Here is a 23,508-nt window from a genome sequence, read left to right as displayed (position 1 = left end):
TCAAATTAATGTTAAAAAATTAAAACAAAACCGAGCAGGCGAGGAGCCCAAGCCCGGTAATGTTCGTTTTTACATCAATTCGATGTTACTTTACAATCTTTAAGACTGATCGTAAAATTTATTTGCTAAGCAGAAGCGAGAAAGAAGGTTCCGAAGCGTACTAGAGTACGCGAGGGTTCTTCTGACGAAGCAGCCGCAACGCAAATAGATTTTACCAGCGGAAGTGAGCGAACGCACGGTTAGCTTCAGCCATTTTGTGAGTATCTTCACGTTTTTTGACTGCTGCACCTGTGTTGTTAGCTGCATCCAAGATTTCTTTTGCAAGACGATCTTGCATTGTGTGTTCACCACGGTTACGAGCGATTGTTACCAACCAACGAAGTCCAAGAGTTGTACGACGTTCTGGACGAACTTCAACTGGGACTTGATAGTTAGAACCACCGACACGACGAGCGCGAACTTCAAGAACTGGCATGATGTTTTCCATAGCAGTTTCGAAGACTTCGAGTGGGTTGTTTCCAGTAGCTTCTTCAATTTGTTTGAAGGCACCGTAAACGATTTGAGCCGCAACACCACGTTTACCATCAAGCATAACGCGGTTGATAAGACGAGTTACGACGATTGAGTTGTACATTGGATCTGCCAAAACTTCACGTTTTGGGGCACGATTTTTACGCATTCTTACTTATCTCCCTTCTTAAGCTTTTGGTTTTTTAGCACCGTATTTAGAACGGCTTTGTTTACGGTCAGCGACACCTGCTGTATCAAGTGCACCACGAACGATATGGTAACGTACCCCTGGAAGGTCTTTTACACGTCCACCACGAAGAAGTACAACACTGTGTTCTTGGAGGTTGTGTCCGATACCTGGGATGTACGCTGTTACTTCCATAAGGTTTGAAAGACGTACACGCGCGAATTTACGAAGCGCTGAGTTAGGTTTTTTAGGAGTCATAGTACCAACACGAGTTGCTACTCCACGTTTTTGTGGGCTTGCAAGTTTAGTTTGTACTTTTTTACGGCTGTTGTAGCCAACGTTCATTGCTGGTGATTTAGATTTAGTCACTTGAGCACGACGTGGTTTGCGTACCAATTGGTTAATTGTAGGCATTTTACTGTCTGCTTTTTGTATTTTTCCACATTTTTATGCGAAGCGATGAGAAATACAAAAGCATTCCTTTCTTTTTATTGGATGGCGAATCGCCAATTTTTTAGTCAGTATATGGTCGCTTAAGCCAAGTTCTGACAAGAAGTTTAGCAACTTATACAAGTTCTCCTGAGAGTCCAAAGTAAAAAGTACCGTTTAATATAATATCATTTTTTATAACAATTGTCAATCTATTTTTTAGAATTGATTTTGAAAAAATAAAACTATTTAATTATCTATCAAGTTTTGAATCTATTGTACCTTACGAATAGACTATGGTATAATCGAGTCATGAAAAAAATTGCAATTATTTTTTGTAGTTTCCTGATTAGTCTGTCAGTCCTTTCGGGCTTTTCTGTCAGTGCTGCTACGACTCCAACGACAAATGATTTTACAGTTGCTGCTAAATCAGCAATTGCTATTGATGCCTCAAGTGGTAAAATTTTATACGCGCAAAATGCTGATGATGCAAGCACTCGTATTGCCTCTATCACAAAATTACTGACAGCCTATTTAGTTTACAAAAATGTAGCTGAAAATAAATTGACTTGGAATACTAAAGTTCCTATTTCAGATTATGCTTATGAATTAACTCAAAATTCTAATGCTTCCAATATTCCCCTTGTTCAAAATGGTCAATATACTGTCAAAGATTTATTGAATGCTTTACTTCTTCCGTCAGCAAATTCTGCTGCTGTCGCTTTAGCTGAAAAAATTGCTGGTTCAGAACCAAAATTTGTTGATATGATGACAAAACAAATGAAAGACTGGGGAATTACTGACAGCCATCTCGTCAATGCTTCTGGCTTACCAAATGATGATTTAAACGGTCATATTTATCCAGGGTCTGGTGCCTCAGCAACAAACACAATGAGCGCAAAGGCTGTAGCAACACTTAGTTATCATCTTATTCAAGATTTTCCAGAAATTCTTCAAATCACTAAAAAAACAGAAATTCCTTTTGATACCGGCAATGAAGCAAAGATGACCTTAACTAATACCAATCAAATGCTTAGTGGTTTTTCTACTTCAAGAACTGGTGTGGATGGCTTGAAAACAGGTTCAACAAGTTTTCAAATTGACTGTTTTGCTGGAACAACAAATCAAAACGGTTTTAGAATCATTACGGTTGTTTTAGAAGCTACAGATCCTGCTGCTGACAACTCAACTCCTTTCACCCTCACAAATCAACTGATGAACTATGTTTATGGTCATTGGCGTACGACCAGTCTTGTGCAAAAAAATAAATCCTTAGATGATTTTAAAGAAATTGCTGTGACTGATGGAAAAGAAAAATCTGTTCAACTCGTTGCTCCACAAAATATCACTCCCGTTGTTCCTTATGCTACAGATGGTAGTGCAGATACAAAATCACTGACAGTCAAATTCAGTAAGAAAAAAACAGCCTCAGTTGAAGCAACTGTGACTAAAAACCAAAAACTTGTCACACTTTCTACTACAGTAAAGGATAGTTTAGGCTATCTTCCAAATTGTACAGCGGAGCAAATTCCATTGGTTGCCAAGAAAACTGTCCCCCGTAGTAGCGCTCCAAAGGTTTTTTGGAATCATTTTGTAAATTTCGTTAATGAAAAACTCTAAAATTTTACTGACAGAAAAGCTGTAAGTAAATTAGCTTATAAAAAAAAGCCGTCAAGTTACTGACAGCTTTTTTATTATCCTTTAGATTTTACAATTGCAAGTAAAATTGCACCTGTTACGAATAGAACAATCCCAATTCCAACATAAACCAATTCTTTTTTGGTTTTCTTTTCACCAAGGAAGAGAATTCCTCCAATAGTTGAAATGATGACACCTAATTGCGAGAATGAAAAGGCAATTGCGTTACCAGCAGCGCTTGCAGCCATAAGCATAAAGATATTACCTACACCCCACATTGCTCCAACAATCATATTTTGATAAACATATTTTTCCATTTTAATTTTGAAACGACCCATCACAAGTGCTCCAAAAATCATTCCAACTGACATTGGCAAGATAATTGTCAATGTATCAAAATGAACATTGAACCAAAGTACTGCTAAGTTATTGAAAAGAATAACATAGATAACATATCCTAAAGTTGAGTAAGTTAAAGCAGTCAATCCTTTAGTATAATTACGTCCTTCTTCAACAACTGCATTTTCTGGGTCACGTTTAGCTGAGAAATAGAAACCAACTACCAAAACAGCCATCGCAATAAATCCGAGAATAAATTGAATTTGTTTTGTCCATTCGTGGAAAGCAAAAACCCCAATCAATCCACCAATTACTAATTGACTTCCTGATGAAAGTGGACTTGCTACTGAAACACCCATGTATTTCATTGAATTAAACTGACCAAATTGTCCAATTGCCCAAAGCAATCCACCAATAAATCCAATTAAGAAAATTTGCCATGTCAACGTTGGCATGCGGAATAAGAAAACAATAAGTGCAAAAACAAAAGCGCCCAAAGTCATTCCAAGTGTTTGTTGTTTAGCATCACCACCAAATTTATTAGCTACAAATCCGATAGAACCCCAAGCAAACATTGGAACAAGCGCGAGAAGAACTCCTTGCATGTGTATATTTACCTCTTTAAAATAGTTTTTTTACTTAAAAAAATAAGCATTTCTCTATTTTACTCTTTTTTTTGGAAAAAACAAGAGATAAAAGAATACATAAGATTCATAACTATTCAAGTAAATTTATTTTCTTTTTTCGATTAGGACTAAAATTGGCGGCGTATGAATTTGGTTAAGAGGTGCATAAGAAGTCACTTCCCAGTCCTTTTGTGGCAAACTAGAAGTCCACTTAATAACGGCATCTTTTTCTTCCATTCCCCCCTCATGACCGTAATAAATCATAATCGCAATTCTTCCACCTACAACTAACTGATTAGTCAAAGCATCTAGAGCAGTCAAAGTGGTATCAGCTTTTGTAACCACACTTTTATCAGTTTTTGGTAAATATCCAAGATTAAAAATAGCTGCTTTGATTGGCTCTTTGACATATTCAGAAAGCTTTTCATGACCAGACAAAACTAGATTTACTGACGGCTCTGTCAGTAAATTCGAGAGATTTTTTTCAAATATTTGATTCTTTATTCCAGCATCATCTAAACGTTTTTCAGTTGCATTTAGCGCTTCTTCTTGCACATCAAAAGCATATACATTCGCCCCTAATTCCGCTAAAAATTGAGTATCATAACCATTCCCCATCGTTGCATCCACCACAACATCATTAGTTTTGATGATATCTTTCAACATCCAGTGAGCCATTTCTAACTGTTTTAACATTTATTTCCTCATCACTTTCTAATTATTTTTATATACCAATTTCAGTTTTACTGACAGATTTTCAATTTCTTTCCTATTATAACACCAAATTCAATAAAAAAGAGATGAATAAAAATTCACCTCCTGTCAGTTAAAATGTAATTAGATCACTAATCCGAACATCTTTACAACCTTGAACACTTCCTCGCCGTTCCATTTCAGCATCAATACTATTCAAAACTTCCCACTTTTTTAAAGACCACATAGGTCCAATAATTAAATCCCGCGGAGCATCTCCTGTTAAACGATGAATAACAATTTCTTTTGGAATCATCTCTAGTTGGTCACAAATCACTTTTACATATTCCTCTTGCGACATCAGCTGTAATTTTCCTTCATGATAATCACGTTGCAAACGAGTTTGCTTCATCAAATGAAGTAAATGTAATTTCACACCTTGAATATCAGAATCTAAAACCATTCTTCGAACATTTTCTAACATCATCTCACTAGTTTCACCAGGTAAACCATTGATTAAGTGAGTACAAACATTAATATTATGAACCCTCAATCGCTTCACCGCATCTACATAGGTTTCATAATCATGAGCTCGATTAATCAAATCTGATGTTTCTTCATAAGTTGTCTGCAGACCCAAATCAATCCAAACTTCCATTCGACGATTTAATTCTGCCAAGTAATCTACAACGTCATCTGGTAAACAGTCAGGACGAGTACCAATTGAAATACCTACAACATCTGGTTGGTTTACCGCTTGTTCAAAACGCTCTCTCAGTACTTCAACAGGGGCGTGAGTATTAGTGAAATTTTGAAAATAAACAATATATTTCTTCACTCCAGGCCACTTTTTATGAAATTGAGCCACTTCGGCAGCAAATTGGTCCGCAATTGGAGCTTCTGGCTCCAAAATCATGTCCCCTGAACCAGATACTGTACAAAAAGTACATCCACCATGAGCAACCGTACCATCCCGATTAGGGCAGTCAAAACCAGCATCAATAGGAACTTTAAATATTTTTTCACCAAAATTGGTTCGCAAATATTCATTCCAAGTTGTATATCTCTTTTGCATTCTATATCATCTCTCCGTTTATCAAATTATATCAATATTTCTTAAACATTTTCTACATTTATAATAAAAAAAGAGACCCGTAGGTCCCTTAAAAGCTGCGGATGTCAGACTCGAACTGACGACATCATGATTAACAGTCATGCGCTACTACCAACTGAGCTAATCCGCAATAACATAAAACTCGGTTCCCCGAGTTTTAATAATATAGTCCGTACGGGATTCGAACCCGTGTTACCGCCGTGAAAAGGCGGTGTCTTAACCCCTTGACCAACGGACCATACTTTCAACTTGGCCACTCGCCTATCTCCCAGGGGGCAACCCCCAAGTACTTCCGCCGTAGATGGACTTAACTTCTGTGTTCGACATGGGAACAGGTGTATCTCCATCGCAATGATGACCAAATCATTAAATGTTACCTTGAACATTCAAAACTAAATAACAATTCTTCTAACTTTTAAACCATAAGCATATTATATTTGACTCTTTTGGTAAAGTCCTCGAGCGATTAGTACTGGTCCGCTCCAAGTCTCGCAACTCTTCCACTTCCAGCCTATCTACCAGATCATCTCTCTGGGCTCTTAATTCTTACGAATGGGTAATCTCATCTTGAGGTGGGCTTCGCACTTAGATGCTTTCAGCGCTTATCCCTTCCCTACATAGCTATCCAGCCGTGCTCCTGGCGGAACAACTGGTACACCAGCGGTAAGTCCATCCCGGTCCTCTCGTACTAAGGACAGATCCTCTCAAATTACCTACGCCCGCGACGGATAGGGACCGAACTGTCTCACGACGTTCTGAACCCAGCTCGCGTGCCGCTTTAATGGGCGAACAGCCCAACCCTTGGGACCGACTACAGCCCCAGGATGCGACGAGCCGACATCGAGGTGCCAAACCTCCCCGTCGATGTGAACTCTTGGGGGAGATAAGCCTGTTATCCCCAGGGTAGCTTTTATCCGTTGAGCGATGGCCCTTCCATGCGGTACCACCGGATCACTAAGTCCTAGTTTCCTACCTGCTCGAGTTGTAGCTCTCGCAGTCAAGCTGGCTTTTACCTTTACACTCTACGATTGATTTCCAACCAATCTGAGCCAACCTTTGAGCGCCTCCGTTACTCTTTAGGAGGCGACCGCCCCAGTCAAACTGTCCGTCAGACACTGTCTCCCTGGCCGATTATGCCAGCGGGTTAGAGTAACCATAAGTCAAGGGTAGTATCCCAACAACGCCTCAATAGAAACTAGCGTCCCTATTTCAATGGCTCCTACCTATCCTGTACATGACTTACAGGTACTCAATATCAAACTACAGTAAAGCTCCATGGGGTCTTTCCGTCCTGTCGCGGGTAACCTGCATCTTCACAGGTACTAAAATTTCACCGAGTCTCTCGTTGAGACAGTGCCCAAATCATTACGCCTTTCGTGCGGGTCGGAACTTACCCGACAAGGAATTTCGCTACCTTAGGACCGTTATAGTTACGGCCGCCGTTTACTGGGGCTTCAATTCATACCTTCGACTTACGTCTAAGCACTCCTCTTAACCTTCCAGCACCGGGCAGGCGTCACCCCCTATACATCACCTTGCGGTTTAGCAGAGAGCTGTGTTTTTGATAAACAGTTGCTTGGGCCTATTCACTGCGGCTGGCTTTTACACCAGCACCCCTTCTCCCGAAGTTACGGGGCTATTTTGCCGAGTTCCTTAACGAGAGTTCTCTCGATCACCTGAGGCTACTCGCCTCGACTACCTGTGTCGGTTTGCGGTACGGGTAGATATGACTTTACGCTAGAAGCTTTTCTTGGCAGTGTGACATCAGAGAGTTCGCAACCGTAGTTGCTTCCCCATCACAGCTCAATGTTAAAGAGAAATGCATTTGACACATCTCACACCTCACTGCTTAGACCAGAATCCATTAACTGGCATCTCTTAGCCTACTGCGTCCCTCCATCACGATCATATCTAGTACTGGAATATCAACCAGTTGTCCATCGACTACGCCTTTCGGCCTCGCCTTAGGTCCCGACTAACCCAGGGCGGACGAGCCTTCCCCTGGAAACCTTAGTCTTACGGTGGATAAGATTCTCACTTATCTTGCGCTACTCATACCGGCATTCTCACTTCTTAACGCTCCAGCACTCCTCACGGTATACCTTCATCGCGGTTAAGAACGCTCTCCTACCATTGATAAAATATCAATCCAAAGCTTCGGTAATATGTTTAGCCCCGGTACATTTTCGGCGCAGGGTCACTCGACTAGTGAGCTATTACGCACTCTTTGAATGATAGCTGCTTCTGAGCTAACATCCTAGTTGTCTGTGCAACCCCACATCCTTTTCCACTTAACATATATTTTGGGACCTTAGCTGTTGGTCTGGGCTGTTTCCCTTTCGACTACGGATCTTAGCACTCGCAGTCTGACTGCCGAACATGTGTATTAGCATTCGGAGTTTATCTGAGATTGGTAATCCTAGACGGACCCCTCACCCAAACAGTGCTCTACCTCCAATACACTTACATTTCGACGCTAGCCCTAAAGCTATTTCGGAGAGAACCAGCTATCTCCCAGTTCGTTTGGAATTTCTCCGCTATCCACAAGTCATCCAAACACTTTTCAACGTGTCCTGGTTCGGGCCTCCAGTGCGTCTTACCACACCTTCACCCTGCTCATGGATAGGTCACTAGGTTTCGGGTCTACATCATGATACTAAGTCGCCCTATTCAGACTCGGTTTCCCTACGGCTCCGTCTCTTCAACTTAACCTCGCATCATAACGTAACTCGCCGGTTCATTCTACAAAAGGCACGCTCTCACCCATTAACGGGCTCGAACTTCTTGTAGGCACACGGTTTCAGGTGCTATTTCACTCCCCTCTCGGGGTTCTTTTCACCTTTCCCTCACGGTACTGGTTCACTATCGGTCACTAAGGAGTATTTAGGGTTGGGAGATGGTCCTCCCGGATTCAAACTGGATTTCGCGTGTCCAGCCCTACTCAGGATACTGCTAGGTATAAGCGCTATTTCGTCTACGGGATTATTACCCTCTTTGATTAACCTTCCCAGGTTATTCGACTATAATGCTTAAGTCCACGTTGCAGTCCTACAACCCCAAGAAGCAAGCTTCTTGGTTTGCCCTTCTTCGCGTTCGCTCGCCGCTACTTACGAAATCGTTTTTACTTTCTCTTCCTGCAGGTACTTAGATGTTTCAGTTCTCTGCGTTACCTTTACATGAGCTATGTATTCACTCATGAATAACTGCTAGTAGCAGCTGGGTTTCCCCATTCGGAGACCTAGGGATCAATGCGTACTTACTGCTCCCCCTAGAATATCGTCGTTAGTCACGTCCTTCATCGGCTCTTAGTGCCAAGGCATCCACCGTGCGCCCTTATTAACTTTGCCATGATGATTTATAATCATCGTTTTTCAAGTATAAGTTTGTAAATTCTTTAAAATTCACAGCTTTTGGTTTATTTATCGTTATTAGATATTGTTATTTAGTTTTCAATGTTCAAGTGATTTTAACGTCTTGTCTGACAATGGAGCCTAGCGGGATCGAACCGCTGACCTCCTGCGTGCAAAGCAGGCGCTCTCCCAGCTGAGCTAAGGCCCCACAATCAAGAATTTGATTCTTGCTTAGGTTTATCACTAAACCCCTCAAAACTGAATAAAGTTGAATGCTCATGTCTTTGTATATATTCCTTAGAAAGGAGGTGATCCAGCCGCACCTTCCGATACGGCTACCTTGTTACGACTTCACCCCAGTCATCGGTCTTACCTTAGGAAGCGCCCTCCTTGCGGTTAGGCAACCTACTTCGGGTACTCCCAACTCCCGTGGTGTGACGGGCGGTGTGTACAAGGCCCGGGAACGTATTCACCGCGGCGTGCTGATCCGCGATTACTAGCGATTCCGACTTCATGTAGGCGAGTTGCAGCCTACAATCCGAACTGAGAATGGTTTTAAGAGATTAGCTAAACATCACTGTCTCGCGACTCGTTGTACCATCCATTGTAGCACGTGTGTAGCCCAGGTCATAAGGGGCATGATGATTTGACGTCATCCCCACCTTCCTCCGGTTTATCACCGGCAGTCTCGTTAGAGTGCCCAACTTAATGATGGCAACTAACAATAGGGGTTGCGCTCGTTGCGGGACTTAACCCAACATCTCACGACACGAGCTGACGACAACCATGCACCACCTGTATCCCGTGTCCCGAAGGAACTTCCTATCTCTAGGAATAGCACGAGTATGTCAAGACCTGGTAAGGTTCTTCGCGTTGCTTCGAATTAAACCACATGCTCCACCGCTTGTGCGGGCCCCCGTCAATTCCTTTGAGTTTCAACCTTGCGGTCGTACTCCCCAGGCGGAGTGCTTATTGCGTTAGCTGCGATACAGAGAACTTATAGCTCCCTACATCTAGCACTCATCGTTTACGGCGTGGACTACCAGGGTATCTAATCCTGTTTGCTCCCCACGCTTTCGAGCCTCAGTGTCAGTTACAGGCCAGAGAGCCGCTTTCGCCACCGGTGTTCCTCCATATATCTACGCATTTCACCGCTACACATGGAATTCCACTCTCCTCTCCTGCACTCAAGTCTACCAGTTTCCAATGCATACAATGGTTGAGCCACTGCCTTTTACACCAGACTTAATAAACCACCTGCGCTCGCTTTACGCCCAATAAATCCGGACAACGCTCGGGACCTACGTATTACCGCGGCTGCTGGCACGTAGTTAGCCGTCCCTTTCTGGGTAGTTACCGTCACTTGATGAGCTTTCCACTCTCACCAACGTTCTTCTCTACCAACAGAGTTTTACGATCCGAAAACCTTCTTCACTCACGCGGCGTTGCTCGGTCAGACTTTCGTCCATTGCCGAAGATTCCCTACTGCTGCCTCCCGTAGGAGTTTGGGCCGTGTCTCAGTCCCAATGTGGCCGATCACCCTCTCAGGTCGGCTATGTATCATCGCCTTGGTGAGCCTTTACCTCACCAACTAGCTAATACAACGCGGGATCATCTTTGAGTGATGCAATTGCATCTTTCAAACTTAAAACTTGTGTTTAAAGTTTTTATGCGGTATTAGCATTCGTTTCCAAATGTTGTCCCCCGCTCAAAGGCAGATTCCCCACGCGTTACTCACCCGTTCGCTGCTCATCCAGTTGGTACAAGTACCAACCTTCAGCGCTCAACTTGCATGTATTAGGCACGCCGCCAGCGTTCGTCCTGAGCCAGGATCAAACTCTCAAATAAAGTATTTAAGTCACCTTAGTGACTGGCTTGTCTTTCATTATTGATTGACAGATTTTTGATGTATCTTACTACATCACATGAGTCATTCTTCTTTATTCAGTTTTCAATGGTCTAGCTTATCGCTTCAAGACTCTCGTCTCTTGCGACAACTATTATATTCTATCAAACCTAACTAAACTTGTCAAGAATTAACTGTGACTTTTATACCTTTTTTTATCTTACGTTCGCTTTTTCCCTCTCCTGTATTCGCTTTATTTCATGCCACCACTGATTTTCATTACTTTTTATTTTTTCTTATTTTTTAGTAAGATAAGGTACTTATTTTAGTCTTTCTTACCTTCTGAGAATAAAATTCTTTGATTTTTCACGTAGAAATGATGTTTTTAAGCTTAACTAAATTTTTATTATAAACAGTAGAAAATTGAATTCTCTTTTATTTTGTAGCAAATAATTCGTCTCTTTATTCCGTCTTTATATAGTAGAAAACTTAAAATTTAACAATTTATTTTCAAATTCTTGGATTTTATTACATTAGAGATAAAATATCCCCAAAGATAGAACTGACTGTCTAAAAGCTGTGGTAAATTTTTCTTATTTTTTTCTTTTTCCACAGCAAATAATCTATAAATTTAACTTTTTTTGATTTGTGGATAAGTCCGTATGCATTTGGTATTCCTTATCTTTTTCTGTGGATAAAAAAACTTTTACACATTATCCACAGTTTTGTTAATAACTTTTTCTTATGGTGGAAAACTTTCTTTTGTTAATTTCAACAGACTGTGGAAAAATATAATGTGAAATGATATAATGAGTTATCAACAAACTAAAAAGTAAAGGAGTAATATGGCATCCCTTAATGAAAATCAAAAATTTTGGGCCCGTGTAACCGAACTAGCTCGGCAGAGTATCGGTAAACAAGCTTATGATTTTTTTATTGAGCCTGCTCAATTAATGTCTGTCGAGCAAGATACTGCCAATATCTTGCTTGATAGTGGAATGAAAAAAGATTATTGGAAAAAACAGTCCGATTTGATCACAACGGCGGGATTTGAGGTCTTTGGTCGGATGATTGATTATGAACTCTATGCAAATGATGAGTTAACTGAACTGGAACTTCATCGTTTAAATAATCAATCTTCTATTGAAGAGCAGCCGCATTTTACTGCTAAACCCGCTTCTCCTTTGGTTAGTGGTCTCAACGAGAAATATAATTTTGAAAATTTTGTGCAAGGTCCTGGTAACCGTTGGACTTTGGCTGCGGCAATTGCTGTTGCTGATAAACCTGGTGATACCTATAATCCACTATTTATTTATGGTGGAGCTGGTCTAGGTAAGACGCATTTAATGCATGCAATTGGAAATCAGATTTTGACTGACAATCCGACTGCTCGAATTAAATATGTTTCTTCGGAGAATTTCGTTAACGACTATGTTAATGCAACGCGAAAAAACCAAATGGAGAATTTTGAAAATACTTATCGTAATTTAGATTTACTTCTATTGGACGATGTGCAATTTTTCAGTGATAAAGAGGGGACGAAAAATGAATTTTTCAATACCTTCAACGCACTCTATGATAAAGGTTCCCAAATTGTTTTAACTTCTGATCGTATTCCGCAAGAATTAAATAATTTGGAAGATCGCTTGGTTTCACGCTTCTCTTGGGGTTTGACTACTGATATTACGGCTCCTGACTATGAAACTCGGATGGCTATTCTTTTGATTAAATCTGAATCAAGTCGTTTAGAATTTCCGAGTGAAACTCTATCTTATATTGCTGGTCAGATTGATTCAAACGTTCGAGAACTCGAGGGCGCTCTAAATCGAGTCGAATTTGTGGCTCGAGCAAATGGCATTGCCGTGGTCGATATTGAAACAGCTAGTCAGGCTTTGCGTTCTTTAAAAAATGCAACTCAGCAATCTTTATCAAATCTTACTATTAAAAAAATTCAAGATGAAGTTGCTAATTATTATCATATTTCATTCTCAGATCTTGTTGGTCCTAAGCGTCCTAAGGAAATTGCCTTTCCAAGACAGATTGCGATGTATCTTGTCAGAGAACTTTTAGGTACAAGTCTTCCGGCAATTGGAACTGCTTTTGGCGGCCGTGATCACACAACGGTAATGTATGCTTATAAACAAATTTCGGATAAGATGAAAAATGATATGGATGTTCAAAAAGACATCGATAGCATTAAACGTAAATTTTAAGCCTGTGGAAAACTCAAGGACTTATAAAATGCTTATTCTTTAATTATCCACAGGGGAAAAGCTTATACTTCTAAGTGGATTTGTCTTATACAGATTATCCACAGGACCTACTACTATTACTATTATATTTATAAAAAGAAATTATAAAGGAATCTCATGATTAAATTTTCAATTAATAAAAATGCGTTTCAAAATGCTTTGAGAATTACCAAACAAGCAATTGGTTCTAAAGTAACAATTCCTGCTTTAACAAAGTTAAAAATTGAAGTTGAAGAAAATGGAATTACTTTAATTGGTTCAAATGGTCAAATTTCAATCAAGAATTTTTTACCTGTTGATAATAAAGATGCAAGTATGCTTATTTCAGGAACGGGTTCAGTTTTGTTAGAAGCTGCTTTCTTTGAAAATGTGGTAAGTCAATTACCAGAAGTCACTCTTGAATTTACTGAAAAAGAACAAAAGCAAGTTTTGTTAACTTCTGGTAAGTCAGAAATTACTTTAAAAGGCCTGGATTCAGAAATCTATCCGCATTTACAAGAAATTTCCGAAGGCTCTTCATTGAAAATGAAAGTTAAAGTACTTAAAGAAATTTTTACAGAAACAGTTTTTGCTGTAAGTACTCAAGAAAATCGTCCAATTTTTACAGGTGTTCATTTAGAAACTTTATCAACTGGAGAATTAAAAGCAGTCGCAACTGACTCACATCGGATGAGTCAACGTTTATTGCCTTTAGAAGATTCAGAATTAAAATTTGATGTTATTTTGCCAAGTAAATCAATCAATAGTTTTAAAAATGTTTTCACAAATGATGAAGAAGAGATTGAAATTTTCATTAGTGGAAGCCAAATGCTTTTTAGAAATGAAACAATTAGTTATTATAGTCGTTTGATTGAAGGATCTTATCCTGATACTAATCGTTTAATTCCAAATGAAGCTGATTATACTTTAGATTTAGTTTTTGATGCTGCGCAATTGCGTCATACAATGGATCGTGCGCGTTTGTTGACAGTAATGACAACTAATGGAACTGTAAAATTGACGGTTTCTGGTGATTCTGTAGTAACTACAGCCAACTCTCCTGAGGTCGGTTCTGTCCATGAAGAATTGACAGCCTTATCAAAAGAAGGAAATGACTTAGCAATCAGCTTTAATCCTGAATATTTGATTGATGCTTTGAAAGTGATTAAAGCACCAGAAGTTCGTATTCGCTTTATTTCTAATGTTCGTCCGTTCACTTTACAACCACGTAATGAAGAATCTGGATTTGTTCAATTGATTACACCAGTACGTACAAATTAATTTTACTGACAGCTCTTTTGTCAGCTTAGATTTACTGACGAAAATGTCTGTCAGTAAATTTAGATTTTGTTATAATGGACTTAACGAAAGTTAGGTCTATTTTTTATGGAAATTTTATATACTGAAATTACACAAGATTTAACAGAGGGACTATTAGAGATTTCTCTTGAAGAACTTGGAAAAAATCGAAAAGTTTATTACATTGTGCCTTCTTCAATGTCATTTGAGAAGGAGAAAGAAATTTTAGAGCGCTTGGCTAAGGGAAGTGATGCAGCAGTTTTTGACTTACTCGTCACTCGTTTTAAGCAATTGCCTTATTATTTTGATAAGCGGGAAAAAGCGACAACAAAGACAGAGTTAGGCACAGCAGGCCTTTCAATGCTTTTTCGACGTGTTTTGAGGAGTTTTTCAAAAGAAGAAATTCCGCTGTATTTTTCTCTACAGGATTCTGCTGGTTTTTTGGAAATGCTAATTCAGTTAAGAACAGAGTTACTGACAGCAAATCTGTCAGTAGAAAATTTACCTGACAGCCCTAAAAATCAAGAATTAAAAAAGATTTTAAGTAGATTTGAAGAAAAATTAGCAAATGACTATGCTAACTACTCAGAATTTGGTGATTTTACTAGTCGTCTTGCTGATGGGGAATTTGATTTTCAACTCAAAGATGTGACAATTGTCATTGATGGATATACTCGATTTTCTGCCGAAGAAGAGCTTTTTATTGAAAGTATTCAAGATAGAGTGGCACGTTTTGTCATTGGAACTTATAGTGATGATAATTCACTGACAGCCGGATCTGAAACAATTTATATCAGTACGAGTCAAATGATTGGGCGTTTTCGCAGTAAATTTCCAGTAGAACTAAGAAAAATGGCTTTTTCATCTGTCAATGAAGTTTACAACAAGTTGACAAAATTACTCGATTTGGATTCACGATTTGCCATTTCTGATCAAAATATTGAAATAAATTCTGCTGATGCAAAATATTTCAGAATTTGGGAAGCCGAAAATCAAAAAGTTGAAATTGAAGGTGTCGCAAAGGAAATTAGACAAAAAATAAGTCAGGGGGCTTTTTTCAAAGATTTTACAGTTTTAGTAGGCGATCCAGCTGCTTATGAAATTACTTTGAAAGAAATTTTTGAACTTTACGAGATTCCATTTTTCTACGCCCAAGAAGAATCAATGAGTCAGCATCCTTTGGTTATCTTTTTTGAAAGTTTACTTTCAATTAAAAAAAATAATTATCGGACAGATGATGTTGTCAATCTTCTAAAAAGTAAGGTTTACACTGATGTCAACCTAGATGAAGAAGTCATTGATTACTTTGAATACTATGTTCAAAAATATAAGATTTCTGGTCGAAAAAAATTTACGGAAGCATTCAATGAAAGTGAGTTTTCTAAAATTGAATTAGTGAATCAACTTCGCGAAAACTTATTGGGAAATGATTCTCCTTTACAAGCCTTTTTGGGGACAAATCGGCAAAAAACAGGAAAAAAATGGGTTTCTGATTTACAAGTTTTACTTGAAAATGGAAATGTAATGGCCAATATGAACACTTATTTTTCAGAAGCAGAATCTGAAAATAAGCACCAAATGGCTGATAAACATGAACAAGTTTGGCAAATGCTTATTTCGATATTGAATGAGTTTTTGGCTGTTTTTTCTGATGAAAAATTGAAAAGTGTGGAGTTTTTAGATATTTTATTAGCAGGATTGAAAAATGCGAAATATCGACAAATTCCAGCAAACGTTGATGTTGTAAACATCAAAGATTATGAACTTGTTGAACCTAAAACTAATAAATATATCTATGCCATTGGTTTGAGTCAAACCAATTTTCCAAGAATAAAGAAAAATTCAACACTTTTATCCGATGAAGAGCGACTAGTAATCAATCAAACAACTGATGAAAATCAGTTTATTGAACAGTTGAATGTTGTCAACTATCAAAAAAATCAGTTTACAGTCCTTTCTTTAGTGAATTCAGCAAAAGAAACTTTAGTTTTGTCCATGCCACAAATTATGGCAAATGAGCAAGGAGAATTTTCACCAGTTTTCCAATTATTTTTGAATCATTCGGATGAAAAAATTCTTCAAAAAATTCAAGAAGTCAATCTTTTTGAAAGCTTAGAGCACATTGGAAACAGTCGTTCAGTGATTTCTATGATTGGAAAAATTGAGCGTGAACTTGTTGAAACTGAAGAAAAAAATGATGACAAAAGAGTTTTTTGGTCTAGTATTTTCCGAATCTTAGTTAAGTCAAATCCTGATTTTCAAAAAATATTATTGGATTTAGCTAAAGATATTGATACGGTCAACTTATCAAAAGAAACCTTAGACAAAATTTATGGTGATAAACTTTATGCTTCTGTCAGTTCTTTTGAACGCTTTTATAACTGTGAATATCAGTACTTTTTAGAGACCACTTTGGGTCTGGAAACTTTTGAAAATATTGATATAAATTCCAAAATTGTCGGTAACTTTTTCCATGAAGTTTTTGAAAAAGTCATGCAAGAAGAAGCTTTGTCAGCTGAAAATTTTGATGAAAAATTGACAAAAGTTTTACATGATGTTGACAGTAATTACTCTCGTTATTTTACTCAGGATGCAACAGCAAGATTTACTTGGACCAATTTAGAAGAAATTGTTAGACAGACTGCAACAGTTTTAAAGGAAACAGTTTCTACTGATGAACTTAAAACTTTACTGACAGAAAGTAGTTTTGGCTTACCAAAAAGTGAATTAGGTAATTTTTCTGTTGACGATATTTACTTACGAGGAAGAATTGACCGTTTGGACCAACTTTCTTCTGATTATTTAGGAGCTATAGATTACAAATCAAGTGCTCATTCCTTTAAATTACAGGATGCTTATGACGGTCTGAGTTTACAATTTATGACCTATTTAGACGTGATTAAAGAAGCTTTTCCTAATCAAAAAATATGGGGTGCTCTTTATTTACAATTTAAAAATCAACCAATTAACTTATCAGAAATCAATCATTTATCAGAGATTGCTGGCTTATTGAAAGAATCAATGCGCTATGATGGTTTAGTTTTGGAAGAGGCAGCTGATCAAATAAAAGCAATAGAAAATATTACTGTAAAAAAATCTAATATTTACAATCAAGAAGAATTTGAGCAGCTTTTAAAATTGAATGAAAATCATTATCAGCATGCTGGTCAGCGACTTAAGAGTGGTCAGATTGCAATAAATCCAATTATGAAACGCTCCGAAGGGATTGATCAAACAGGTAATGTTCGAGGTTGTCGCTACTGTCCGCTTAAATCTATTTGTCGATTTGAAGCAAATGTACACATGAATGAGCATAGTCGTGAAATTGGTCAAAAATCCCAAGCAGAAATCTTAGCAGAATTAAAAGGAGAAGGGCGAAATGAGTGAAGTAAAATTAACTCCAGAGCAAAATGAAGCCATTCATAGTTCTGGTAAGAATATTCTAGTTTCAGCGAGTGCTGGTTCCGGAAAAACTTTTGTTATGGCTCAAAGAATTGTCGAGAAAGTCAAACAAGGAATTGAAATTGATCGACTTTTCATTTCCACATTTACAAAAAAAGCAGCAAGCGAATTACGGATGCGGCTTGAGCGAGATTTAAAAAAAGCCAGACAAGAAAGTTCTGATGAAAATCAAGCTCGTAGGTTGACACTTGCTTTACAGAACCTGTCAAATGCTGATATTGGAACTATGGATAGTTTCACCCAAAAATTGACAAAAACGAATTTCAATCGAGTAAATATTGACCCGAATTTCCGAATCTTAGCTGATCAAACAGAGAGTGATTTAATTAGACAAGAAGTCTTTGAACAATTGGTTGAGTCTTATCTATCAGAAGATGATGGATTGAATATTTCAAAAGAAAAATTTGAAGAACTTATAAAAAATTTTTCTAAAGACAGAAATATTGCTGGTTTTCAAAAAGTAGTTTACACTATTTACCGTTTTGCGTCAGCAACCGAAAATCCAATAAAGTGGTTAGAAAATCAATTTTTAAAAGGTTTTGAAACATATAAATCACTGACAGACTTGTCTGCAGATTTTTCAGCAGATATAAAAGAGAATTTACTGATATTTTTTGAACTTCTAGAAACTTCATTAACCAATGGAGTAATTGCTAAAAAAGGGGCTGGACGTGATAAGGCCAATCTTATTTTAGATAATAAAAATGAACTCTTAGAAGCAATAACCACTAAAGATTTTACAACTTTCACAGAACTATTTTTATCAATAGATACAGATATTCGAGTGGGTTCTTCAAAAGATGAAATACTTTCGGCTCTGAAAAAAGATTTTTCAGCACAAAAGCAAGACTTAGTGGGCTCGAAATCCAAACCTGGAGAAATTCGGAAGTTTGTTGATAAAATAAAACATGGTCAGTTGATTGAAAAATATCAAAATCAAACATTTGAAATCGCAGAAAACTTACAAAAATTTGTTATTGAGTTTTACCAAAGTTATTTAGAACGTAAAAAGAATGAAAATGCCTTTGAGTACTCTGATATCGCACACTTTGCCATCGAAATTTTAGAGGAAAATCCAGATATACGTGAAACTTTAAGAGAACATTATGATGAAATCATGATTGATGAGTATCAGGATACCAGCCACACTCAGGAGCGAATGCTGGAACTTTTATCGAATGGACATAATCTCTTCATGGTTGGTGATATTAAGCAATCAATTTACGGCTTTCGTTTAGCTGACCCTGGCCTCTTTTTAGAAAAATATAAAGACTATGCCAAGACAGAAAATCCAAATCAACTAATTCGCTTAAAAGAAAACTTTCGTTCACGTGGTGAGGTTTTAACATTTACAAATGATATCTTTAAACACCTGATGGATGAAAAATTAGGTGAGATGACTTATGGCAAAGAAGAAGCATTAGTTCAAGGAAATATTACTGATTATCCAGTTGAATCTGAGAAAGATTTTTATCCAGAACTTCTTTTATACAAAGAAAATACAAGTGATGAAGAAACAGATGAATCCGAAGTAAGAATTTCGGATGGAGAGATTAAAGGAGCAGCTCAAGAAATAAAAAAATTGATTGAAGCTGGAGTTGAACCAAAAGATATAGCAATCTTGGTTCGTTCTAAATCAAATAATAATAAAATTGAGGATATTCTGCTTAGTTACGATATTCCGGTTGTTCTTGATGAAGGTCGAGTTGATTTTTTGAAATCAATGGAAGTCTTAATTATGTTAGATGTTTTACGAGCAATTGATAATCCACTCTATGATTTATCATTGGTTGCGATGTTAAGGTCTCCGTTATTTGGATTTAATGAAGATGAATTAACTAGAATCAGTACTCAAGGAAGCCATGACCTTCGATTTTGGGATAAAATTCTTTTGTCACTTAATAAAGAAGGACAAAATCCAGAACTTATCAATCCTTCCTTAGAGAACAAGCTTAAAGCATTTTATAAGAAGTTTACAGAATGGCGTAAACTTGTAAACCAAGTTGCAATTCATGATTTACTTTGGAAAATATATACTGAAACCTACTATTTCGACTATGTTGGTGCCTTAAAAAATGGTGAAATGCGTCAAGCGAACTTACAAGCCTTAGCAGTTCGAGCAGAATCATATGAAAGTTCTGGTTATAAAGGATTATTTAAATTTGTAAGATTAATCAACAAATTTATGGAACAAAATAATGATTTAGCTTCTGTTAATATAAAACTTCCTCAAAATGCTGTTCGAGTGATGACCTTCCATAAATCAAAAGGATTAGAATTTGATTATGTCTTTTTAATGAATTTACAATCTCGTTTCAACGATCGTGATTTGAAAGAAGATGTTATCCTAAGTCGTGAAAATGGTTTAGGAATGAAGCTTATTGCCGATTTAAAGGATGAAGCAGATGTTATAACTGATTTCCCTTATGCTTTAGTGAAAATGGAAACATTCCCTTACATGGTGAATAAAGACTTAAAACAAAGAGCAGCTCTTTCAGAAGAAATGCGTGTTTTATATGTTGCATTTACACGAGCAAAGAAAAAACTTTATCTTGTCGGAAAAATAAAAGAAACAGATAAAAAATCAGGACTTGACCTTTATGATAATGCAAGTTTAGAAGGAAAGATTTTAGAAGATAAATTTCGTAATTCAAGTCGCGGTTTTCAACACTGGATATTGGCGCTTCAAAATGCCACAAAACTTCCGATGAAACTCAATGTCTACACAAAAGAAGGGTTGGAAGCAGAAAAAATTGAATTTACAAGTCAACCTGATTTCAAAAAATTGGTCGAAGAATCGGAAAAATTTGATAATATCATGGCCTATTCTGATGAAATACAAAAAGCTCAAAAAATTATGAATTATGAATATCCACATCAAGCAGCAACAGAGCTTTCAAGTATTCAAACACCAAGTCAGGTTAAAAAACGAAGCTATGAAAAACAATTACAAGTGGGTGAAATTCAACCGAAAAGTGAATTTACTCGGGTCAAAAAGCTAGATTTTTCTGATTTTGGTCCTAAGAAAGTTACTGCTGCAGAAATCGGTTCGGCAACTCATAGTTTTATGCAGTATGCAGATTTTTCTCAAGCAGATTTATTTAGTTTTCAAGTGACACTTGATGAAATGGGATTTGATGAAAAAATAAAAAATCAAATTGATATTGCTAAAATTTTGACTTTGTTTGATACAGATTTCGGTCAGTTTTTATCGGAAAATGTTGATAAAACAGTTAAAGAAGCACCATTTTCAATGTTGAGAACAGATGAATTTGCTAAAGAGCAGTATATTGTTCGGGGAATTTGTGATGGATTTGTTAAACTTACTGATAAAATCGTTCTATTTGATTATAAGACGGATAGATTTACAAGTTCTTCAGCTATTTCTGAAATAAAAGAGCGTTATAGAGATCAGATGAATCTTTATAGTGAGGCTTTGAAAAAAGCCTACGATGTCAACCAAGTTGACAAGTATCTCATTTTATTAGGAGGCCCTCAGCAAGTTTTTGTTGAAAAACTAGATGATTAGATTATAATGACAGGAATTGTATAGAAAGGATAGATAATGCTGGAATATGAATTAGGTTCGATTGTCGAGATGAAGAAACCTCATGCCTGCACTGTTAAGGCGACTGGTAAAAAAGCAAATGCTTGGGAAATCACTAGATTGGGTGCAGATATCAAGATAAGATGTACAAACTGCAATCATGAAGTGATGATGAGTCGTTTTGACTTTAATAAAAAAATAAAAAAGGTGCTCAAGTGAGCCCTTTTTTTAATTATAAACCGATTTGAGATTAAATTTGAGGTATTTAATAAGCCAAAAGTAAAGTAACTTTGTAAATCGCCAAATCAAAGGGCTAACAAGAACCATCAGCGAACAAGCGATAATCGCAACTAACCAGTACCACCAGTCAAAACCTGTTGCTCCATTCGCATTCCCAAAAGTAATATGTGGGTTATGAGTAGCAACAGCGAAAATCATAATAAATGGAGCAAGGAATAAGGCTAATATAATAGCATAGAGAGCCAAAAGAATCAAAGCAGTAGTAATTATCAACCAGAAACCAAGAACGAAGTTAAAAAAGACTAAGCCAAAACCAGCAAATAGGTTGATATGTTTCTTTCTTTTTTGTGGTTCAATTCCTTGAGCAAAAGCTGATAAATCTGATTCATATAATTCGGCTAGGGCAATCAATGTTTCAAAATTTGGTTCAGCTTTATTGGATTCCCAACGTGAAATGGCTTGTCTACTAAAATAAAGTTCTTTTGCAACTTCTTCTTGTGTGAGCTTCTGGGCAAGACGAGCTTTTTGTAAATTTTCTCCGAGCATTTTTTCTCCTTAAATTTAAATGGGTGATTTAGTGATTTATTTCTGATTTCATTATCAACTAAAGCGAAGTTAAAAGCAAGAACATAGGTGGTATTTTAGGGTAACATTTTGTGGCAAGCCTTTAAAATAAAGGCTAGTGATGACATGCTCTATTGTTTACGAGCCTTGTGTAAACTTGTAAACTTAGAGATTTTCTATGATTTTCCTTGCCTTTATTGTGTTTTTAGGCGATTTACAGTATAATTAGAACTAATTAATCTTAATTTTGGAGAATATAAAACATGGCTTTAACAGCAGGTATCGTTGGTTTACCAAACGTTGGTAAATCAACTCTTTTTAATGCAATTACAAAAGCAGGCGCAGAAGCTGCAAACTATCCTTTTGCAACAATTGACCCAAATGTTGGGATGGTAGAAGTACCGGATGAACGTTTAAACAAGTTAACAGAGTTGATTAAACCTAAGAAAACTGTTCCGACAACTTTTGAATTTACAGATATTGCTGGGATTGTTAAAGGGGCTTCACGCGGAGAAGGTCTAGGAAATAAATTTCTTGCCAATATTCGTGAAGTAGATGCCATCATTCACGTTGTTCGAGCTTTTGATGATGAAAATGTAATGCGTGAAAATAATCGTGAAGATGCTTTTATTGATCCAATGGCAGACATTGAAACAATTAATCTTGAATTAATTTTGGCCGATTTAGAATCAGTCAATAAACGTTATGCGCGTGTTGAAAAAGTTGCTCGTACGGCAAAAGATAAAGATGCGGTCGCAGAATTTAATGTTTTGAAAAAGCTCAAACCGGTACTTGAAGATGGTAAAACAGCACGAACAATTGACTTTGACGAAGATGAAACAAAGGTTCTTAAAAGCTTGTTCTTATTGACAAGTAAACCAGTTCTTTATGTAGCTAATGTTTCAGAAGATGAAGTAGGCGAACCTGATAATATCGAATACGTGAAACAAATTCGTGAGTTTGCGGCGACTGAAAATGCTGAAGTTGCTGTGATTTCTGCTCGTGTTGAAGAAGAAATCTCAGAGTTGGAAGATGATGAAAAAGCAGAATTTTTGGAAGCAATTGGCTTAAAAGAATCTGGTGTTGATATGTTGACTCGTGCAGCTTACCACCTTCTTGGACTTGCCACTTACTTTACTGCTGGTGAAAAAGAAGTCCGTGCTTGGACCTTCAAGCGTGGAATGAAAGCTCCACAAATGGCAGGAATTATCCATACAGACTTTGAAAAAGGCTTTATCCGCGCAGTAACTATGTCTTATGATGATTTGCTTAAATACGGTTCAGAAAAAGCTGTTCGTGAAGCCGGTCGCTTGCGTGAAGAAGGAAAAGAATATGTTGGTCAAGATGGCGACATTATGGAATTCCGTTTCAACGTGTAAACCTTGTAAATGAAATGAAGAAATGCACCGAATCGGTGCATTTTTGCAACCTAA

Annotated in this window: 13 protein-coding genes, 3 tRNA genes and 3 rRNA genes; 7 read left to right on the top strand and 12 right to left on the bottom strand. The window is 37.3% G+C overall.

Annotated elements, in window-relative coordinates; genetic code table 11:
- Positions 1-211: 211 nt before the first annotated feature.
- The gene (rpsG, locus tag MHB61_RS09190; protein WP_003129876.1) at positions 212-679 is read right to left on the bottom strand and encodes a 30S ribosomal protein S7; all 468 of its coding nucleotides are present in this window, start codon (positions 677-679) and stop codon (positions 212-214) included.
- Positions 680-697: 18 nt separating this feature from the next.
- Positions 698-1,111, bottom strand: a complete 414-nt coding sequence (gene rpsL / locus MHB61_RS09185) for a 30S ribosomal protein S12 (RefSeq protein WP_003129874.1) — start codon at positions 1,109-1,111, stop codon at positions 698-700.
- 327 nt (positions 1,112-1,438) lie between these two features.
- Between rpsL and MHB61_RS09180 the strand changes: the two genes are divergently transcribed.
- Positions 1,439-2,746: a serine hydrolase gene (locus MHB61_RS09180; RefSeq protein ID WP_003129871.1), complete on the top strand. Its 1,308-nt coding sequence runs from the start codon at positions 1,439-1,441 to the stop codon at positions 2,744-2,746.
- A 74-nt stretch (positions 2,747-2,820) separates the two neighbouring features.
- Here the strand turns inward: MHB61_RS09180 and MHB61_RS09175 are convergent, their stop codons facing one another.
- From MHB61_RS09175 to MHB61_RS09135, 9 genes are all read right to left on the bottom strand, one after another.
- Entirely contained in the window at positions 2,821-3,708 is an 888-nt protein-coding gene (locus tag MHB61_RS09175) for a GRP family sugar transporter (protein WP_003132622.1), read from the bottom strand.
- A gap of 126 nt (positions 3,709-3,834) precedes the next feature.
- Positions 3,835-4,425, bottom strand: coding sequence for a tRNA (mnm(5)s(2)U34)-methyltransferase (locus tag MHB61_RS09170; RefSeq protein WP_003132719.1), 591 nt, complete (start codon positions 4,423-4,425; stop codon positions 3,835-3,837).
- Between the two features lie 130 nt (positions 4,426-4,555).
- The gene (locus MHB61_RS09165; protein ID WP_003132720.1) at positions 4,556-5,497 is read right to left on the bottom strand and encodes a TIGR01212 family radical SAM protein; all 942 of its coding nucleotides are present in this window, start codon (positions 5,495-5,497) and stop codon (positions 4,556-4,558) included.
- A gap of 95 nt (positions 5,498-5,592) precedes the next feature.
- Positions 5,593-5,666: transfer RNA gene (locus MHB61_RS09160), tRNA-Asn, on the bottom strand.
- 36 nt (positions 5,667-5,702) lie between these two features.
- A tRNA-Glu gene (locus tag MHB61_RS09155) sits at positions 5,703-5,774 on the bottom strand.
- Positions 5,775-5,783: 9 nt separating this feature from the next.
- Positions 5,784-5,899 (bottom strand): 5S ribosomal RNA (gene rrf / locus MHB61_RS09150).
- Between the two features lie 83 nt (positions 5,900-5,982).
- Positions 5,983-8,883, bottom strand: a 23S ribosomal RNA gene (locus MHB61_RS09145).
- A gap of 138 nt (positions 8,884-9,021) precedes the next feature.
- Positions 9,022-9,094, bottom strand: a tRNA-Ala gene (locus MHB61_RS09140).
- Positions 9,095-9,187: 93 nt separating this feature from the next.
- Positions 9,188-10,734, bottom strand: a 16S ribosomal RNA gene (locus MHB61_RS09135).
- The 16S, 23S and 5S rRNA genes sit together here with 3 tRNA genes alongside, the layout of an rRNA operon.
- 843 nt (positions 10,735-11,577) lie before the next feature.
- Here MHB61_RS09135 and dnaA point away from each other — a divergent pair.
- The 5 genes from dnaA to MHB61_RS09110 all read left to right on the top strand — a co-directional run bounded on the left by dnaA (position 11,578) and on the right by MHB61_RS09110 (position 21,490).
- A complete protein-coding gene (gene dnaA, locus MHB61_RS09130) occupies positions 11,578-12,945 on the top strand; it encodes a chromosomal replication initiator protein DnaA (RefSeq protein ID WP_003130853.1) in 1,368 nt (455 codons plus the stop codon).
- 156 nt (positions 12,946-13,101) lie between these two features.
- Positions 13,102-14,244: a DNA polymerase III subunit beta gene (dnaN, locus tag MHB61_RS09125; RefSeq protein WP_003130856.1), complete on the top strand. Its 1,143-nt coding sequence runs from the start codon at positions 13,102-13,104 to the stop codon at positions 14,242-14,244.
- Positions 14,245-14,349: 105 nt separating this feature from the next.
- Positions 14,350-17,649: an ATP-dependent nuclease subunit B gene (rexB, locus tag MHB61_RS09120; RefSeq protein ID WP_003130857.1), complete on the top strand. Its 3,300-nt coding sequence runs from the start codon at positions 14,350-14,352 to the stop codon at positions 17,647-17,649.
- Positions 17,642-21,253, top strand: a complete 3,612-nt coding sequence (gene addA / locus MHB61_RS09115; protein ID WP_014570317.1) for a helicase-exonuclease AddAB subunit AddA — start codon at positions 17,642-17,644, stop codon at positions 21,251-21,253. Before rexB ends, addA begins: the two co-directional genes overlap by 8 nt.
- 36 nt (positions 21,254-21,289) lie before the next feature.
- Positions 21,290-21,490 (top strand): DUF951 domain-containing protein, encoded by a 201-nt coding sequence (locus MHB61_RS09110; RefSeq protein ID WP_003132155.1) that lies wholly within the window; start codon positions 21,290-21,292, stop codon positions 21,488-21,490.
- Positions 21,491-21,499: 9 nt separating this feature from the next.
- On the opposite strand, the gene MHB61_RS09105 is transcribed toward MHB61_RS09110, so the two are convergent.
- Positions 21,500-22,057, bottom strand: a complete 558-nt coding sequence (locus MHB61_RS09105) for a helix-turn-helix domain-containing protein (protein ID WP_058221768.1) — start codon at positions 22,055-22,057, stop codon at positions 21,500-21,502.
- 281 nt (positions 22,058-22,338) lie between these two features.
- Here MHB61_RS09105 and ychF point away from each other — a divergent pair, with 281 nt between their 5' ends.
- A complete protein-coding gene (gene ychF / locus MHB61_RS09100) occupies positions 22,339-23,454 on the top strand; it encodes a redox-regulated ATPase YchF (RefSeq protein WP_003132158.1) in 1,116 nt (371 codons plus the stop codon).
- The last annotated feature ends 54 nt before the right edge of the window (positions 23,455-23,508 follow it).

The organism is Lactococcus sp. FSL K6-0773 (assembly GCF_038006485.1).
Taxonomy (GTDB): Bacteria; Bacillota; Bacilli; order Lactobacillales; family Streptococcaceae; genus Lactococcus; species Lactococcus lactis.
This window is presented reverse-complemented; position numbering and strand designations above follow the sequence as displayed.

Coding starts and splice junctions, on each gene's coding strand:
- rpsG (WP_003129876.1), bottom strand. CDS start 679: ATGCGTAAAAATCGTGCCCCAAAACGTGAAGTTTTGGCAGATCCAATG.
- rpsL (WP_003129874.1), bottom strand. CDS start 1,111: ATGCCTACAATTAACCAATTGGTACGCAAACCACGTCGTGCTCAAGTG.
- MHB61_RS09180 (WP_003129871.1), top strand. CDS start 1,439: ATGAAAAAAATTGCAATTATTTTTTGTAGTTTCCTGATTAGTCTGTCA.
- MHB61_RS09175 (WP_003132622.1), bottom strand. CDS start 3,708: ATGCAAGGAGTTCTTCTCGCGCTTGTTCCAATGTTTGCTTGGGGTTCT.
- MHB61_RS09170 (WP_003132719.1), bottom strand. CDS start 4,425: ATGTTAAAACAGTTAGAAATGGCTCACTGGATGTTGAAAGATATCATC.
- MHB61_RS09165 (WP_003132720.1), bottom strand. CDS start 5,497: ATGCAAAAGAGATATACAACTTGGAATGAATATTTGCGAACCAATTTT.
- dnaA (WP_003130853.1), top strand. CDS start 11,578: ATGGCATCCCTTAATGAAAATCAAAAATTTTGGGCCCGTGTAACCGAA.
- dnaN (WP_003130856.1), top strand. CDS start 13,102: ATGATTAAATTTTCAATTAATAAAAATGCGTTTCAAAATGCTTTGAGA.
- rexB (WP_003130857.1), top strand. CDS start 14,350: ATGGAAATTTTATATACTGAAATTACACAAGATTTAACAGAGGGACTA.
- addA (WP_014570317.1), top strand. CDS start 17,642: ATGAGTGAAGTAAAATTAACTCCAGAGCAAAATGAAGCCATTCATAGT.
- MHB61_RS09110 (WP_003132155.1), top strand. CDS start 21,290: ATGCTGGAATATGAATTAGGTTCGATTGTCGAGATGAAGAAACCTCAT.
- MHB61_RS09105 (WP_058221768.1), bottom strand. CDS start 22,057: ATGCTCGGAGAAAATTTACAAAAAGCTCGTCTTGCCCAGAAGCTCACA.
- ychF (WP_003132158.1), top strand. CDS start 22,339: ATGGCTTTAACAGCAGGTATCGTTGGTTTACCAAACGTTGGTAAATCA.